Here is a 16,649-nt window from a genome sequence, read left to right on the forward strand (position 1 = left end):
TTTTGAGAATACTTCGCATCTTAAGAGATGCCGGGGGCTGGCAGGCCCCCGGCGAAGGAATGAGTTTGCACAGCCATTCCCCCAAACCCACGATTAAGGACCGTCCAAGAACCTCACCGTGGAAAAGATCTTACCGGGATAAAATCCCGGTCTAATTCTTTCCGCTTCATGAACCAGACTTTACGGCTTTTCGGGTTCCCATCAAAACAAACCACATGCTTGTTTTTCATAGCCCACTCCTTAAAACCACCCGACTCACGAAGCAGACTATCACCGACTTTTTGAATCTCATCCCCAAGCCCCATAAGAACAAGCTCCCAGCGGATTTCATTCCACTTTACAAGTGTGCCATCCCATGGAATCACACTTATTTTTTTAGGCTTCCCCTGATAAAGCTGGCTCATACCCACCCCCAAAGCAGAGATGCAGAAACCACAAAACAGAGGATAAAAACCACATAACCTAAATTTTCTATTGTTTTGTCCATCGTTCGCCCCTTTGGTGAGAATTTGCACCCCAACCTTTCCCTTTTTATCGAGATAGGGGAGCCGGTTTCGAACCCGACCCCCCAGGGGGGCAAACTTGTGCAGAAACGTGCTTGTTGCTTACCGCGATACAAACATGGCAGCTTTGTTCTTGTCAACTGTCACTAATCAAAATAGGCTATTTTTTCATAAACACCCTGATTTTCAGGGCGTTCAATAGGGGCAGACTATGAAAACCATCGATATGTATTGTGATTTGGCTATCAAACGCCAAGGATTGAAAAATGATACAGCCTTGGCTAATGAAATAGGGATTGGGCGTGCTGCAATCTCTCAATGGAGAACAAAACGAACCGTTCCCAGCGACGAAACCATGATTAAACTGGCAGAACTCGCCAAAGAAGACCCAGAACTAGCACTCTTACACCTTGCAATGTGGCGAACCGAAGGCGAGGCCCATTTAGTTTGGCAACGAATTTTAAAAGGAATTTCAGCAGCAGGGTTGGCTTTTATGATGGCATTACCATCGAACAGCAGTGCGGGAACACTACCCGGATACGAAGATACATCGAATTGCATGCAAGGTAATACAATACATCTTATGCGACACTATGGCAGAACCCTAAAGGAGAGCTCCAAAACCAACCAGCTCAAGTTACATTTAGTTACAAATATAGAACCAACAGCACTATACTAAATACGCGAATATAGACAAGGCAAAAAGGTAAACTCTAAAATACATACTCGAATACAGATACCCAAGTCATCACCGCACAGTCTCGTTGTAATCAGACTCAGTAATAATTCACAGATCATGCCAAATAGCAGTCATAGTCATGCTTTTTCCTGAGCTTCACCTTTCTTCTTTTATCTCACATAAACCGGCCTGCTATCACTTCTTTTTAAAGGCTACTCCTGGTAGCATGAGCGCTTCATCGCTCACCCTATCTCAATAAGATGTGAAACCGACATGCGCCGAATTCTGGTAACCAGTGCTCTTCCTTATGCTAATGGACATATTCACCTTGGACATCTGGTTGAATATATCCAGACAGACATCTGGGTCCGCTTCCACAAATTACGTGGAGAAGATTGCATCTACATGTGTGCCGACGATACCCACGGCACGCCTATCATGCTTCGCGCGCAAAAAGAAGGCATTACACCAGAGCAATTGGTTGGCCAGATGCATGAAGAACATGCTAAGGATTTCAGCTCCTTCCATGTTGAGTTTGATGAGTATTACACCACAAACTCAGAAGAAAACCGGCTTCTATCCGAAGAAATTTATCTCAAAAACCGTGACGCCGGCCATATTGAAGTTGATACCATCCAACAAGCCTATTGTGAACATGATGCCATGTTCCTACCAGACCGATTCATCCGAGGCATCTGCCCTCACTGCGGTGCTGAAGATCAATATGGTGATAGCTGTGAAGTGTGCAGCGCCACATACCGCCCGACAGAGCTTAAAGAGGCCAAATGTGCTGTTTGTGGTTCGCAGCCTGTTGAAAAATCATCTGAACACTACTTTTTCCGGTTGCAGGATTTTTCTGACTACCTCAAAGAGTGGACAAAGTCTGGTACCTTACAGCCTGAAATGTCTGCCAAACTAAATGAATGGTTTGAACAAGGCCTTAAACATTGGGATATCTCCCGTGATGGACCCTATTTTGGTTTTGAGATTCCCGATGCTCCAGGTAAGTACTTTTATGTCTGGCTGGATGCTCCAACAGGCTATATGGCGACGACATGGCACCACTGCAAAAAGACCGGCAAGAGTTTTGAGGACTATTGGCGCCGTGATGATAAGGCAGAAGTCTACCATTTCATAGGTAAGGATATTCTCTACTTCCATACACTATTCTGGCCTGCCATGCTTCACGGTTCTGGCTTCCGTGTACCTACCGCTGTCTATGCCCATGGCTTTTTGACTGTCAACGGCCAAAAAATGTCCAAGTCCCGCGGTACTTTTATTAACGCGCGGGAGTATCTGGAACATCTAAATCCAGAATATCTTCGTTATTACTATGCGGCCAAGCTCACCTCCAAAGTAGATGACTTAGACCTAAGCTTGGATGATTTTGTCTTAAGGGTAAACAGTGACCTGGTCGGCAAAGTGGTCAATCTAGCCTCCCGTACCGCTGGTTTCATTTTTAAGCGTTACGACGGTAAGCTTTGTGAAACCTATCCTGAAGATGGCGGCTTGTTTAAGCAGTTTCAGCAAGCGGGAGAAGAGATTGCTGATCTGTATGAAAAACGGGAATTTTCTAAAGCGATGAATGCAATTATGCGTTTGGCTGACAGTGCAAACCAATATGTTGAGAATAATGCACCGTGGGTATTGGCCAAACAAGAAGGGCAAGAACAGAAACTGCAGGAAGTCTGTTCCGTCACTCTAAACCTGTTCCGATCTTTAATGATCTATCTCAAACCTGTATTACCACACATGACCACACAGGTTGAGGCCTTTTTCAATGCCGCTACACCGTTCCGTTGGCAAGATTTGAACGCTCCCCTAGAAGGTGGCGCAACAATCAACAAGTTCAAACACTTAATGAGCCGAGTTGAAAAAGATAAAGTTGAGGCTATGGTCAAGGCTTCCCGAGCCGAAGCCCCCTCCCCTACGCCAGCAGAGACTAAAAAGAAGACAGAGAATAAGAGCAAAAAGAAGGCAAAAGTTGACCCCAACGCCCTTGCTGAGACCATTGATTTTGATACCTTCATGCAAGTGGATCTGCGTGTCGCACGCATTGTAGCGGCCAATCATGTAGAAGGTGCAGACAAGCTTCTGCAGCTCACCTTGGATTTAGGGGAAGAGCTGGGTCAACGCAATGTCTTTGCAGGTATTAAAGCGGCATACGCTCCGGAAGATCTAGAGGGACGATTAACTGTTATGGTGGCAAACTTGGCACCACGTAAAATGAAATTTGGCATGTCTGAAGGCATGGTTTTGGCTGCTGGTCCTGGAGGAGAGGATATTCAAATTCTCTCACCGGATAGCAAGGCTAAACCAGGACAGCGCATTAAATAGCCCAGTACCTTTTTTCAACAGAACGCCATGTAAAAGGGAAAGCAGCCTCTGCTTTCCCTTTTTCTTTTCTTACTATAGTCACCGCAAACCATAGCTAGACATCATGAATGGCTCTAACATTGGTGGTGGCACAGTGAACTCTCTACGTTTTTTCAAGAGTGCGAATGTTTGCTCAATAGGGTTGAGATCTGGGCTGTACGGGGAGAGCGGGAGGCGTACATGACCTTCTCTTGCCAGTATTTCACTGTCATACACCATTTATTGTGGAAACTAGCCTTATCCATAACGATTACACTGGGCTCTTTCAATTGAGGCCATAGCATCTTTTTAATCCATACCTCAACCAACGGAGCATGACACGAACCCTCAAAGATCATGGGCGTTAACCACCCATTACCGCGTTGGGCCATGATCAAGTTGGTTCATTTACACTTACCCCCCGCAAAGTCACCATAGACCTTCTTACCCTTTGGTGCCCACGCATGACGGCGAATCACCTCTTCTTCAAATCCGCTTTCATAAAAATAGACTATACTTTCATGACCACACTTCTCCCAGTGATGATACAGATCAGCCCAATAGTACGCTCTTTTTCTGTATATCTCTCAGTGAAGCACTTCGTTTTTTTACTGGTCCCAAGCTTCCTTAGCGCAGCACTAATGGTGGTGTCACAAATCCCGAAATGAACGGCGCGCTCTCTTCACAAAGCATCTGGATAGGCTTTGACATGCTCTAGCAAGGCTGCCTTGTTTAACTTTTGCTCGCTTGGAACGCGTGGGGTTGGTTCTAGGCTGTCTCGTGACAACCAGTTGTAAATCGTCGCTCGACTTACTTGAAAAATCCGGGCAGCCTCGGCCTTCTTACCTCCAGATTCCACAAAGTCGATTACTCGTTGGCGTAGTTCTATGTCATAGCTCATAATCGATAATCATGCACTGTCGAACTTTGATTTTCGATAGCTATAGCTTACGATCTTTGGTGTCTCTCATTTGTTAAGCCTAACTTAACAAGATCAGCTTTACTTTAAATTATTCTTACCTGCTAAAAACACAACCAACCGTCAATACAAGTATAGTTTCCCCCCCCTACCCCATGATGGATACACCAAGGCTCACACCCAATCAGGGCAGGCAGATAATTGCTTGCTCTGGTTTGCACCGCAAAAAAAGAGATCATCTTCCGTGCAGGTATTTTATTACTGCTTGGCGATCGATGGAATAATGCTTTAACGGCCACGTGGATTACGGCCAACTTGAAGGGGAAAAGGCTCACAAGCAATAAAAAGGGGCTTATTTCTCATAACAGAGAAACAAGCCCCTTTGATCAAACAATATGTCTGCAGCAGGACGGAACAAAAAGTCCTGATTACTGAACAGGGATAGGCTTCGCACTACCACTGGTTTCAGGTTTGGCTTCTTTTGGAACAATCGGCGCAACAGGTGCTTGCTGCTCTTGAGCAGCCGGAGCTTTAACCCCTTCCATCACAGAGGAAGATCCACCATCTGAGGTGGTGATGAAGGCCAGAGTCAGGCTGGTAAGCATAAATACCGTACCCACACCTGCGGTAAACTTACCCATAAAGCTTCCGCCGCCAGAGGCTCCAAAAACACTCTGAGAAGAGCCACCACCAAAAGCAGCGCCCATATCGGTACCGCTGCCTTTTTGCAGCAACACAACACCGATCAGGATAAAGCAGGCCATCACATGGAGTACAGTAATCAGCAGGGTCATGGTAGGTCGGGCTCCAAAAGCAAGACAGCGAAAGAGGTCACCCACTCCGCTGCCAAATCTGTTCATTCGGCAACTAAGCCGCGTATTATGCCGTTAAACCATCAATGATGGCAAGGAAATCATTCGCTTTTAATGCAGCACCACCAATTAACCCGCCATCAACATCTGCTTGTCCTAACAATTCCTTAGCGTTACCGGGCTTCATGGAGCCGCCATAAAGAATACGAACATGGTCAGATACATTGGCACCCAGCTCTTTAGCCAACAATTCACGGATAAAGGCATGTGCGGCTTGGGCCTGCTCTGTGGTTGCCACTTTACCGGTACCAATGGCCCATACAGGCTCATAGGCTACGACCAACTGCTGCTGCTGTTCTTGCTCCGCAGGCAGACTTGGCAAACAGGCAAGAATCTGTTTTTGCAGAACCTGCATGGTTTGCTCGGCTTCACGCTCCTCTAAGGTTTCCCCCACACATAAAATGGGCGTTAAACCATCGCGGTAGGCTGAGGCCACCTTCTCTGCCACTAAGGCATCGGTTTCACCAAATAGGGTTCGACGCTCAGAGTGCCCTAAAATCACATAGCTACACCCGACATCTTTGAGCATTTCACCAGAGATTTCCCCAGTAAAAGCCCCGCTGGTGGCCACCGCCATATTCTGCGCACCCAGATCAACACCTGAGCCAGTGACAACCTCTGACACCGCACTAAGTACAGTGAAGGTTGGACAGACCAGAACATCACATGCTGGCTTACGTGCAGCAACACCATCCCTGACATCACCTGAAAGGGTTTTCGCTACATCGGTTATACCATTGAGTTTCCAGTTGCCTGCAATCAGAGGTCGCCGCATTGTGTCTACTCCACGCATGGATAAGAGGTTTTTTAGAGATAACAGTGTTAAATCAAACTAAAAGATAAGCCCACTCACGTTCTACGATCACAGAGCTCATATTCACATCAAAACATGGAGTGTGACACTTTGCTGTGAATGGATGATGACAACAAAGGCACACCATCATTAAAACAGCAAACCTATTCCCATTCTCCTAAAGAACCTCTCCAGCACGACTTGGAATAACGCCAAGTCAGGGTTCCTTTAGACAGAACCCCATCAAATAGAGTCCCTGTTCTGACCTAAAAGCTCCAGGAGGTCGGAACATAAAACATGCAAAACAAACGGAGCAGGGTCAACAGACCCCCGCCCCGCTTTAAACCCTATTTATCATCCAGAGAGACAATACCAGGAAGCTGTTTACCTTCCATCAGCTCCAAAGAAGCACCACCACCTGTGGAAATATAAGAAAGTTGCTCAGCAATACCCGCTTGCTTCACAGCGGCAGCGGTATCTCCACCACCGATGACGGACAAACAATCACTCTGCGCCAGAATATTCCCAATATGGTTGGTACCACTGGCAAAGGCTTCCATTTCAAAGACCCCCATAGGCCCGTTCCAAGCAACGGTTTTAACCCCTTCAAGCTCAGCGGCAAAACGCTTAACACTCTCAGGGCCTATATCCAGCCCCATCCAGCCTGCTGGTAGCTCTTTAACGGAACAGATTTTGGTATTAGCGTTGGCATCAAAGGCATCAGCAGCTACACAATCAACGGGTAGCAGTAGCTCTACCCCCTTCTCTTTGGCTTTGGCTAAGGTTCTTTCTGCCACCGGTAACATTTCATCTTCACACAGAGAGTTACCAATCTCATAGCCCATAGCCTTAAAGAAGGTAAAAGCCATACCCCCACCGATGAAGATTTTATCCATCTTATCCATCAGTGCTTCAATAACATCAATCTTTCCAGAAATCTTCGCGCCACCTAAAATCGCCGCAACAGGGCGCTCAGGGTTACCCAAAGCTTTATTGAAATAATCGATCTCATCGGCCATTAAAAAACCAGCGACCGCAGGTCGTACATGTTCGGTAATGCCAACATTTGAAGCATGGGCCCGGTGAGCGGTTCCAAAAGCATCGTTGACCACCACATCAGCCAGCTTGGCAAACCCTTTGGACAGTTCAGCATCCCCTTTGGTCTCACCTGCATGAAAACGTACATTCTCAAGCAGTACGACGTCGCCATCGTTCATGGCAGCAACCATGTTCTCAACTTCAGGCCCGACACAATCAGGTGCCAATGGTACCGGTTTACCCAACAGCTCAGCCAAGCGCTCCCCAGCGGGTTTTAGAGAGAATTCAGCCTTTCGCTCTCCTTTTGGACGCCCTAAGTGAGAGGCCAAAATGACACGAGCCCCCTGCTCAACGGCATATTGAATCGTGGGTAGCGCCCCTTGAATACGTTTATCGTTACGGACCGAACCATCCTCATTGAGGGGGACGTTAAAATCCACACGCATAAAGACCCGTTTACCTTTGATCTCAATATCACGAATGGTGCGCTTGTTCATGAGGACCTCATCTTACATGGAAGAGATTTCGTAAGAGCGAGAAAGTAAGCCTTTATGGCTTTACTCCGCTGGCAAAAGCTGAACAGGAGGCTGTGTAACCAGTTCAAGCTTGGCGATATCATCCAGACTTTGAAACAACAGATCAACCCTGCTATCGCTCAGATCTGCGTTTCCATCCAGAATATTGCGAATAATGGCATCTTTCATGGCGGCGTCATTATCTGTTTCAATGGCACTTACATAAACATTACGCCGGCCATGAGCGTGAGGTAGCAGTTTTTTCATCCGCGCCCCTAAACGCACATCCAATACCCCCCGATCACGCAAGCTGTAATCAAACCCCTCAAAGGTGACATTCCACAAAGCTTGGTTGAGCAAAACAGCTTGGTTTTGGGAACATTTAGCCTTGATATGGGCCTGTGCGGCACTTAACCAAAAGACCGCAAGCTCAAAGTGTAGATCAAAGGAGGGCTCCATATTCAGCCCATTGTCTTTACTCAACGCCACAGCCCGATCCGCAACATGATTATAGAGATCGGTTGCCCAAGGTTTAAGGGCATCTTCCAATTTTTCTTGGTCAGATTTACCGATAAAAGGGAGTAAACGTTTCAAAAAAGACATAATCAAGTGGGCTCCAAACCCAAGAAAGTTCGTACATAGAGATTAGCCCCCTTCATTAAACAAATCCCGTCAGGAAATGCCTAAAGAGGTAGACACAAATCGCTCACAGTGTACACCCCTGCCTATCTGGCGCAAGGGCCGCACTGTAGGTCATAAAGGCTAAGTTGACCATTATTCCCCCATATGCCTAGAGCTGGTATATACCATGCATTGTAAAAAAGCATGTTAAACTGTGTTGTGTTGGCAAAATAATCGCTGCCAGATGTGGGATAATTGGCGCTTCTTCGGTACGCCCTTGTTCCAAATGGCTCCCCATGATAGGTATGAGGCGTAGTCAGCGATGATTTTGTGTCACATAACACACCCCTTTGCCTTGGTTTTTCCTTGTGCAGTGCTTTTCATACGGTCAGGACCTCTTTAACATGCTTAAGCAGACTCTTTTCTATCTCGCCATCACCTTGGCTCTGGGGCTCTCAGGCTGTAAAACGCCCCATGTGGACAAAGGTTCCATCTTGAACCCCACAGCCTTGGCGCAGTTACAGGAAAACCAATCCAACGTGCGGGATGTTCATAAACTACTGGGCCCCCCTACCCTTGTTAACATGTTAGAGACTCCCCGCTGGATCTACGTCATGGATCGTCGTAAAGAAGGTGAACAAGCCTTGAATAGGGTTGAGATCACTTTTGATCGTTCTGGGGTGGTCCGTAAAATCAATCGGAACTTTGAGGATGAGTTACACAAACCTGTGGTCACGGAAAAGCTCTCCGACAAGCCCGTCACCTGGTGGAAGCGGGCTTGGAGTGAGGCCAAAGGGGATATTATTGTTCACCCCAAAGGATCCCCAGAGTGGTTGAAAAAAGATCTTTCTGCGCAGGATGAAACCGTTAAAATTCATCAAAAGCTTTGGAAGCGCATTAAAAACTTTGGCACACAGCCGTTCAAACCTAGCAGCACAGCGGTTTCAGAAGCTGAAGCGTCTGCCATGGAAGCTGAAAAAGAGAAGGAGAAAGGGCTGTGGGGGTGGATTAAAAATGACAAAACCCCACCACCGCCTGCAGAGCTACGCGACCCAACTGTCTCAGAGAAGCTACCCAGCTGGATGAAAGAATAAGCATGTCTTCTCAACCAAAAATTGCGGTCATTGGCGGCACCAGCCTGCTCGAGTCGCCACTCTTTAGTCAAGCTAAGGAACACCAAATCACGACCCCTTTTGGTAATATCACCCTGCTCGAAAAAGAGCGTTTGGTATTTTTACAGCGGCATGGTTTAGGTCATTATACCCCCCCTCACTTGATCAACCATAAAGCCAACTTAGCGGGGCTTAAGGAGCATGGTATCACCCATGTTCTTGCCGTGGGGTCCGTGGGGAGTATGAAACTGGAGTACCCCCCCGGTACTTTTTTGATCCCAGACGATTTTCTTGGGTTGGATGTCACCCCCACTTTTTTTGAAGATGCCCGTGGCCATCAGGTACCAGGATTTGACACCCCTTGGCGTCAACAAATTCTGAATGCCTGGCCTGCACAGATGAATGGTTCAGTCGTTAACGGGGGGGTTTATTGGCAAACCCGAGGTCCTCGCTTTGAAACCCAGGCAGAAATCCGCATGCATCAACCGTTTAGCGATGTGGTGGGGATGACCGTTGCCAGTGAGTGTGTGTTGGCCCGTGAAATAGAACTGCCTTACGCCGCAATCTGTATTGTGGACAACTATGCCAATGGTATTTCGGATGAACCCCTGACCTATGAGGCTTTTAAGGCCAAGGTTGCGGAAAATGAGGCCCGTTTGATATCTTTATTGCGCGCACTCCTTGAGCAACTTCCAAGCTAAGCCTATAGAGTTTTAAGGCCATAAAAAAACCACCCTGGCGTATCATGGGTGGTTTTTTTATGGCCTGCACACTAAGTTCCGCTCAGCTGCCGTGGACAGCTCCCCCCCACTTCGGTCACAATGCGCTGTGCGTGATAACCCCAATTTCGAAAGTGTATAATGGATCTCTACGTTAGCAATGTTCGTCATCCGGATCTTGGCCTAATCAACATGGTTGTCCGTGGTGGTTGTATTGCAGCCATGGCAACAGACCTTGCCCAACCAGCAGATGTACAAAACTGCCTAAATGCCAACAAGCAACTGGTTTTACCTGGCCTGGTCAATGCCCACACCCACGCGGCCATGACACTTTTCCGTGGATATGGGGATGATATGCCGCTTATGGAGTGGCTAGAAACCCGAATTTGGCCAGCTGAAGCCAAACTCACAGAAGAGGATGTCTACTGGGGTACCAAACTGGCCTGTTATGAGATGATCCGTTCTGGAACACTCCATTTTCAAGATATGTACTGGCACTTCCACGGTGTTGCCCGTGCGGTAGAAGATAGCGGCATTCGTGCGGGTGTAGGTGCCATCTTTATTGATGTCGCCGGCGCAGATCAAGCCCAGCAGTTTAAAACCCAGGCAGAAACGCTGCTAGAGGAGCGGGCTCGTTACTCGGATCGTGTCGAGTATGTACTCACGCCTCACGCCATTTATACGGTCAGCCCAGACACCTTGCGGTGGGTGGCCGATTTTTCCGAAAAACATCAACTCCCGGTACACATTCATCTCTCTGAGACTCAGCATGAGGTGGATACTTGCCTAGAGCAGCATGGCGTACGTCCCACGCAGCATCTGCATAATCAAGGTTTACTCACCCCTCGAACTTTTTTAGCCCATTGTGTTCATATGGAAGATGAAGAGCTTGATCTCATTGCACAAAGTGGAGCAACCGTGGTCACCAATCCGGTTTCTAATATGAAGCTGGCGGTCGGGGGGGTATGCCCTCTTGATAAAATCATGGCGCGTAATATTCCTGTCGCTATGGGTACCGATGGTACGGCATCTAACAACAGTCTGGATCTTTTCCAAGACATGAAGGTCTTAGCCCTTATCCAGAAGCATCAGCAGAATAATCCCACAGCAGCACCAGCGGCTGAAGTATGGGAAATTGCCAGTGGCAAAAAGACCCATTTATATGGGGAGCACGGGCGCGTCACCGTTGGAGATCGTGCTGACTTTATCCTGGTTGATCTGAATGATACAGAGACCGTGCCCCACCACTGTCTCACCTCTAACCTGGTTTACGCCGCCACAGGACACCAAGTTCGCAGTGCGGTAGTTGATGGCCGAGTGGTGATGAACAATCGTGTGATTGAGGGCGAGGATGAAGCAAAACGGCAAGTGGAAGAACGGGCACATAAGTTGTGCCAGAGCTGATGTTTCACAAAGATAGAACGTTATTTAATGGGTGCTTAAACCCAGAGGCAAGAGAATATGCTTAAGACCGAAACCCGGATCACACTAACACTCACCCCTAATGGTGAGGCACTTGATCTTTCTTGGCTTCAAGAAGATGAGCCGCTGGGGAACAAGCAGCAGATTACCCCAGAGATGATGCAGCCTTTACAGGCCGCCCTCAGTGGTTACTGGCAAGCTTGCGCCCGCTCCACCACCCCTGATCTTTTGCAAGAAGCGGCTTTACAAGCAGCTAGCCAGGAGCTGAAAGCACTGTTAATCACACCTATTTGGGATGATCTAGCGGCTCTGCTCCCCATGGATGGTGATCCTCCTCTATTGATCAGCTTCACCAGTTCAGACCCCGAGCTTTTGGCGTGGCCGTTTGAACTGATAATGTTGGAAGATGCCCCTAAAACACCGCTGGGCTTGCGTGGCGACCTCTCTTTACGTCGCCTACCCGCAGGGTGTAACGATTCCGTACGTTGCTGCACCACACTGCCCCCTGCACCACTACGGACCTTTTTTCTGTCACACGCCAGTGCCGATGCCGCGGCCCTTGGACAAGAAGAAGAAGCCTTTTTACAGACCATGGGACGTGCCATGGCCATGGATAATCTGGAGATCATTCCCCGCGTGGGCGATGATATCCTTATTGATGACATCCGTCAGGCTATTCACCACTTTCAACCCCATGTGATTCATCTTAATGGGGCTGTGGTTCTTGATGAACGCAACACCCCTATGTTGATTCTTGATGGCCCTAAAGGCCATGCTCAACAGGTTACCGCTAACCAGTTTGAGGAGGAGGTACTACGCAGCAGTGGTGCCCAGGCTGTCATTATTTCCGCCCGCCTCAACCGCAGTGGTGAAACCCCCATGGCGGCGATGCATGCCTTTGCCCATCGATTAAGTGGCTTGGGTGCTCCGTTTGTTATGGTCTGTGGCCATACACTGGCCACCGAGGCAGGTAGTGACTTCTTCACCCCATTCTATGGAGCCTTGGCCGCGGGCTTGCCGCTGGATACAGCACTTACCCGTGCCTATCAAGGCGTTAAGGCCGCGGAAGGATTGACCGGTCACTATACAGCCGGCGCACCTGTTCTATATGGGCAAAACGCCCGTTCTATGCTGCTAAACCATGCACCCGATGCACCGCGCATTCACCCAGAACCGATTAAAGAGCACTTCCCAGTGCCTGATCAGGCCATTTTTAAAGTGCCACAGCCTTTTACAGGGCGACGCATGGAACGGATGGCCCATGAAGAGGCTCTGCACAGTGGTGCCACCCAATCTCTTCTACTTTATGGGCCGGAAGGGGTCGGTAAAAGTGCCTTGGCCTCTCTATTTGCCTGGAGCCTTTCCCGCGGGCAACATATCCCGATCGTACTCAGCGGCTCACCGGCCAACCCCATCACGGTACACCGGTTGGTAGAAGCGGTGGGGCAGGTTCTTATTCGCCATGATCTGCACGAGGAACATCAACTGCTGGATAGTGAACAGCTGGGTCTCGAGAACCGACTAACCTTTATCGTTGAGCTGCTCAATCGACGCTTATGTGCTGTGCTCTTTCTTGATGGCCTGGATCACTCCATTAATTCAACAGGCCATTTCTCCGACCCTCTGTTAAAAACCTGGCTTTCTACCCTGCTTATTCGTTTGAGTGGTGTTTCACGTTTGATCGCCACCAGTCGCATTAAGCCTCAGTGGGAAGCGACTGTTTTACCCCATACGGTTGTTACCCATGAACTTGAGAGCATCCCAGATGCGGACTTCCTCAAGGGATTTTTCAACCATGCCGGTCTGGTGCGCCGCTTGGCTGCTGGTGACCTGCAATGGTCGCAAGTAGAACGTCTGTATGCGCTGTTTTTGGCCACCTTTGCCCCTGTTCGTTTGCTGCTAAATTGGGCGGATGCCCTACCCGCCGATGAACTGGCCAAACAGTGTGAGCTCATCCTAGCGCACAACAAAGTAGAGCTGGACCCCTACGGCAACCATGCACCGGGTCGTGATGCCAATGGGCAGGGTTTGATGCAAGCTATTTTAGAGAGCGCCGCAGAGGAGGATGCCAAAGCATGGCGCACATGGGCCATTACCCGTGCCTGGCTCCCTCAGTCGAGCTTTAAAGATCTGTGTGATGAACAAGATGCAGAGACCTTAAACCTTGCCTTAAACCGATGGGCCGAACAGGGGATTGCGCAGACCATTCCAGGTACCGACACCAGTGAACCACTCTACCGTCTTGCACCCTTTGTACGTGAGGCTTTGCAATCCACCGACTTGGGTATTGATGAAAGCACCTGCAAACGTCAGCACGCCCGTATGGGGGAGATTCTTAAAACTCTGATTATCACCGACCGTAGCGGTCAGGTTGGTAGCAGTTGGTTTGACCTACTCCTGGAAGCCCGTGAACACTACTATTTGGCGGATGAACCAGAGCGGTATTTTGAGTTTACTGAATCCGCAGGTACAGCCCTGGCCCGTCATGGCCATATTGATGCAGCCATTCGTCTGCATATGGAATCTCGTGAACGGACAGGTGAACCAGCCCCTATGGTGGCCATTGCCCGCTTACATTTGGAAACCAACCGGGCTGATGAGGCGCATACTTGGCTGGAACGTGCAATTGAAGCCTCGACAGGGGGAAAATACCCTCAAGTAGAAGGAGCCGCCTTACAAACCTTGGCGGCTATGGCGATCTCCATTCGTAATACAGAGCAAGCCACAACCTGGCTTAACCAAGCTTTGGCCATACAACGTGAGTATGGCGATGCTGCCGGTGAAGCCGCCAGCCTTAATCAGCTGGCAAGCATGGCCATGGCCGATGGTGATCTAGGTACAGGCATGAAACACCTACAAGCCGCCCTGCCTTTATGGAAAGCAGCAGGTAACCGGGTTAATCGGGCGGCAACGCTCCACCAGCTTGGTATACTCTTTTTACAGAGCGGAGAGATGAAAGAGGCGCTTAAGAACCTGGAAAAAGCTTTGGCCCTCTATCGTCTGATGGGTAACGCCCAAGACTTGGGGATGATTCTCTCTCAACTTGGTGGCATCTATTTCCAAAAAGAGAGCATGGATACCGCCAAAGAGTACTTTGAAGAAGCCCTGGAGCATCTACAGCAAGAGTCCAGCTTGGTACCACAACTGAGCTTTGTTCTACATCAGCTGGCCACCATCCACCTAAACAGTGGTGCGTTAAAAGAGGCTGAAACCCACCTAAAACAAGCCTTGCTCTTAAAGCAAAAACTGGATGATCGCCGGGGAGAAGCCGCGGCATTCTTCCAGTTAGGCCGTCTGGCTAAAGAGAAGGATAAAGTGGAAGAGGCCATGCGGCTTATTGGTATCAGCTACCAAATTGATACTGAGATTGGCAATCCTGACGCCCATCAGGAGCTCGAGGTGTTCAACCATATTGCCAAAACCATGGAAATTCCAGAATATGAAGCTGACATGATTATGCAAGAGGCCTGGGAAAGCTATGGAAAAGACCGAGGCCAAACCCTGATTGCGGAGATCTTCCCGATCCCCAAAACCATCCCCATTCAGGCTATGTAAACGCAACGGTATTTTACCCCAAAGCCCCGGTAACCCTGTTACCGGGGCTTTTTTTTACAAGACCACGCCCCCAGCCAGGCCTAACGCTTATGCATGGTGCTGCAAATAGAAACCAAGGTTTCGCATACTGCCTAAAAACAGGGCATTTAAGCCGCTCACCATCATGTCATCGAACATTCTTTAACTCTTTACAGCCAAAGGGGTGTAACGACTCCCCCAGCCGTTGTACTATGTCTAGGTTAATGATTTTGGCGGCCCCTGGCGGCATTGGTGGTTGTCCCATCCCATTAGGAGATCCTGCATGAAAAGCGGTAAAGTTCTCATCGCACAAGGTGGCGGCCCCACCGCTGTTATCAACCAATCTCTGGTTGGTGCGGTCCTGGAAGCACAACGCTATGCCCAGGTTGATCGTATCTACGGTGCGGTACACGGTGTTCGCGGCATTATTGATGAAAATTTCATGGATCTCTCCATGGAAACTTCCGGTAATTTAGAGCGTGTCGCCAACATGCCCAGCTCAGCACTGGGTTCCACCCGTGATAAACCTGACCGTGAGTACTGTGCGGAGATGTTTAAGGTGCTTAAAGCCCATGACATCCGCAGCTTCTTCTACTGTGGCGGCAACGACTCTTCCGATACAGTCCGTATCGTCCAAGAGTTTGCCAATGAAGCCAATTATGAATTCACGGCCATGCATATCCCAAAGACCATTGATAATGATCTGATGGCCAATGACCATACCCCCGGTTTTCCCTCTGCTGCCAAGTTTGTGGCCAGCGCCTTTGCTGGGGTAAACTTAGACAACCGCGCTCTACCTGGTGTCTATGTGGGCGTTGTGATGGGTCGTCATGCAGGCTTCCTGACTGGTGCTGCAGCCATGGCACGGGTATTCCCTGATGATGGTCCACACCTCATCTACGTACCTGAGCTGACCTTTGACATGGATAAGTTCCTGGCCGATGTCAAAACGACCTACGAAAAGTACGGACGTTGCATTATTGCGGTTTCTGAAGGTATTCATGATGCAGATGGAACGCCCATTGTGACCAAGCTGCAGGAAGATGTGGAGCGTGATGCCCACGGTAATGTTCAGCTTTCAGGGACCGGTGCCTTGGCTGATCTGTTGTGTGATGAAATTAAATCCAAGCTTGGCATCAAACGTGTCCGTGGAGATACCTTTGGCTATCTTCAGCGCAGCTTCTTAGGTGTGGTTTCTGAGGTTGATGCCCGTGAAGCCCGTGAAGTGGGACAAGCTGCTGTGCAACAAGCTCTGGTCAACAATGCCAGTGGCACCATGACCATTAAGCGAGTTGGGAACTATGCCTCTGCCTACCAACTGGCAGATGTTAAAGAGGTAGCTGCCCTGACCAAGGTTATGTCAGATAACTTCCTCGCCGCTGCTGGCAATGATGTGACCGGGGACTTTATTGAATATCTGCGCCCCTTACTGGGTAAAAATCCCTTAGAAAATGCGGCCCGATTGATGGCCCCTACTGTTGAGAAAATTCTCAATAAATAACCATGGGTGGTTGTACATGATCGCCAG

14 protein-coding genes are annotated in these 16,649 nt (G+C 48.9%); 7 read left to right on the forward strand and 7 right to left on the reverse strand.

From position 1 onward, the window contains the following. Positions 1-113: 113 nt before the first annotated feature. Positions 114-515 (reverse strand): hypothetical protein, encoded by a 402-nt coding sequence (locus V5T57_RS06460; RefSeq protein ID WP_332890359.1) that lies wholly within the window; start codon positions 513-515, stop codon positions 114-116. Positions 516-714: 199 nt separating this feature from the next. Here V5T57_RS06460 and V5T57_RS06465 point away from each other — a divergent pair, with 199 nt between their 5' ends. After that, positions 715-1,182 (forward strand): helix-turn-helix domain-containing protein, encoded by a 468-nt coding sequence (locus tag V5T57_RS06465; RefSeq protein WP_332890360.1) that lies wholly within the window; start codon positions 715-717, stop codon positions 1,180-1,182. 273 nt (positions 1,183-1,455) lie between these two features. Further along, on the forward strand, positions 1,456-3,519 hold the full coding sequence (gene metG / locus V5T57_RS06470; protein ID WP_332890361.1) for a methionine--tRNA ligase: 2,064 nt from the start codon (positions 1,456-1,458) through the stop codon (positions 3,517-3,519). A gap of 152 nt (positions 3,520-3,671) precedes the next feature. On the opposite strand, the gene V5T57_RS20875 is transcribed toward metG, so the two are convergent. From V5T57_RS20875 to V5T57_RS06490, 6 genes are all read right to left on the reverse strand, one after another. Next, a complete protein-coding gene (locus V5T57_RS20875; RefSeq protein ID WP_442918173.1) occupies positions 3,672-3,929 on the reverse strand; it encodes a hypothetical protein in 258 nt (85 codons plus the stop codon). 290 nt (positions 3,930-4,219) lie between these two features. Next, positions 4,220-4,438: an IS630 transposase-related protein gene (locus V5T57_RS20880; RefSeq protein ID WP_442918174.1), complete on the reverse strand. Its 219-nt coding sequence runs from the start codon at positions 4,436-4,438 to the stop codon at positions 4,220-4,222. Positions 4,439-4,884: 446 nt separating this feature from the next. Next, the gene (gene secG / locus V5T57_RS06475) at positions 4,885-5,250 is read right to left on the reverse strand and encodes a preprotein translocase subunit SecG (protein ID WP_332890362.1); all 366 of its coding nucleotides are present in this window, start codon (positions 5,248-5,250) and stop codon (positions 4,885-4,887) included. 85 nt (positions 5,251-5,335) lie between these two features. Then, entirely contained in the window at positions 5,336-6,103 is a 768-nt protein-coding gene (tpiA, locus tag V5T57_RS06480) for a triose-phosphate isomerase (RefSeq protein ID WP_332890363.1), read from the reverse strand. A 365-nt stretch (positions 6,104-6,468) separates the two neighbouring features. Continuing rightward, entirely contained in the window at positions 6,469-7,656 is a 1,188-nt protein-coding gene (locus V5T57_RS06485; protein ID WP_332890364.1) for a phosphoglycerate kinase, read from the reverse strand. A gap of 60 nt (positions 7,657-7,716) precedes the next feature. Continuing rightward, positions 7,717-8,277 carry a ubiquinol-cytochrome C chaperone family protein gene (locus tag V5T57_RS06490; protein WP_332890365.1) on the reverse strand — a complete coding sequence of 187 codons (561 nt, stop codon included), beginning with the start codon at positions 8,275-8,277 and terminating at the stop codon, positions 7,717-7,719. A 422-nt stretch (positions 8,278-8,699) separates the two neighbouring features. On the opposite strand from V5T57_RS06490, the gene V5T57_RS06495 reads away from it, so the two are divergent. From V5T57_RS06495 to V5T57_RS06515, 5 genes are all read left to right on the forward strand, one after another. Next, the gene (locus V5T57_RS06495) at positions 8,700-9,389 is read left to right on the forward strand and encodes an outer membrane protein assembly factor BamE (protein ID WP_332890366.1); all 690 of its coding nucleotides are present in this window, start codon (positions 8,700-8,702) and stop codon (positions 9,387-9,389) included. A 2-nt stretch (positions 9,390-9,391) separates the two neighbouring features. Next, a complete protein-coding gene (locus tag V5T57_RS06500; RefSeq protein ID WP_332890367.1) occupies positions 9,392-10,108 on the forward strand; it encodes an MTAP family purine nucleoside phosphorylase in 717 nt (238 codons plus the stop codon). Between the two features lie 159 nt (positions 10,109-10,267). Continuing rightward, the gene (locus V5T57_RS06505; protein WP_332890368.1) at positions 10,268-11,530 is read left to right on the forward strand and encodes an amidohydrolase family protein; all 1,263 of its coding nucleotides are present in this window, start codon (positions 10,268-10,270) and stop codon (positions 11,528-11,530) included. Positions 11,531-11,587: 57 nt separating this feature from the next. Beyond that, a complete protein-coding gene (locus tag V5T57_RS06510; RefSeq protein ID WP_332890369.1) occupies positions 11,588-15,103 on the forward strand; it encodes a tetratricopeptide repeat protein in 3,516 nt (1,171 codons plus the stop codon). A 301-nt stretch (positions 15,104-15,404) separates the two neighbouring features. Next, positions 15,405-16,622 carry a 6-phosphofructokinase gene (locus V5T57_RS06515; RefSeq protein WP_332890370.1) on the forward strand — a complete coding sequence of 406 codons (1,218 nt, stop codon included), beginning with the start codon at positions 15,405-15,407 and terminating at the stop codon, positions 16,620-16,622. Positions 16,623-16,649: the final 27 nt, after the last annotated feature.

Origin of the sequence: Magnetococcus sp. PR-3 (genome assembly GCF_036689865.1) — a bacterium.
Classification (GTDB): domain Bacteria; phylum Pseudomonadota; class Magnetococcia; order Magnetococcales; family Magnetococcaceae; genus Magnetococcus.

Excerpts from the sequence above, each read along its gene's own strand:
- V5T57_RS06465 (WP_332890360.1), top strand. The coding sequence starts at position 715 with ATGAAAACCATCGATATGTATTGTGATTTGGCTATCAAACGCCAAGGA.
- metG (WP_332890361.1), top strand. The coding sequence starts at position 1,456 with ATGCGCCGAATTCTGGTAACCAGTGCTCTTCCTTATGCTAATGGACAT.
- V5T57_RS20875 (WP_442918173.1), bottom strand. The coding sequence starts at position 3,929 with ATGGCCCAACGCGGTAATGGGTGGTTAACGCCCATGATCTTTGAGGGT.
- V5T57_RS20880 (WP_442918174.1), bottom strand. The coding sequence starts at position 4,438 with ATGAGCTATGACATAGAACTACGCCAACGAGTAATCGACTTTGTGGAA.
- secG (WP_332890362.1), bottom strand. The coding sequence starts at position 5,250 with ATGACCCTGCTGATTACTGTACTCCATGTGATGGCCTGCTTTATCCTG.
- tpiA (WP_332890363.1), bottom strand. The coding sequence starts at position 6,103 with ATGCGGCGACCTCTGATTGCAGGCAACTGGAAACTCAATGGTATAACC.
- V5T57_RS06485 (WP_332890364.1), bottom strand. The coding sequence starts at position 7,656 with ATGAACAAGCGCACCATTCGTGATATTGAGATCAAAGGTAAACGGGTC.
- V5T57_RS06490 (WP_332890365.1), bottom strand. The coding sequence starts at position 8,277 with ATGTCTTTTTTGAAACGTTTACTCCCTTTTATCGGTAAATCTGACCAA.
- V5T57_RS06495 (WP_332890366.1), top strand. The coding sequence starts at position 8,700 with ATGCTTAAGCAGACTCTTTTCTATCTCGCCATCACCTTGGCTCTGGGG.
- V5T57_RS06500 (WP_332890367.1), top strand. The coding sequence starts at position 9,392 with ATGTCTTCTCAACCAAAAATTGCGGTCATTGGCGGCACCAGCCTGCTC.
- V5T57_RS06505 (WP_332890368.1), top strand. The coding sequence starts at position 10,268 with ATGGATCTCTACGTTAGCAATGTTCGTCATCCGGATCTTGGCCTAATC.
- V5T57_RS06510 (WP_332890369.1), top strand. The coding sequence starts at position 11,588 with ATGCTTAAGACCGAAACCCGGATCACACTAACACTCACCCCTAATGGT.
- V5T57_RS06515 (WP_332890370.1), top strand. The coding sequence starts at position 15,405 with ATGAAAAGCGGTAAAGTTCTCATCGCACAAGGTGGCGGCCCCACCGCT.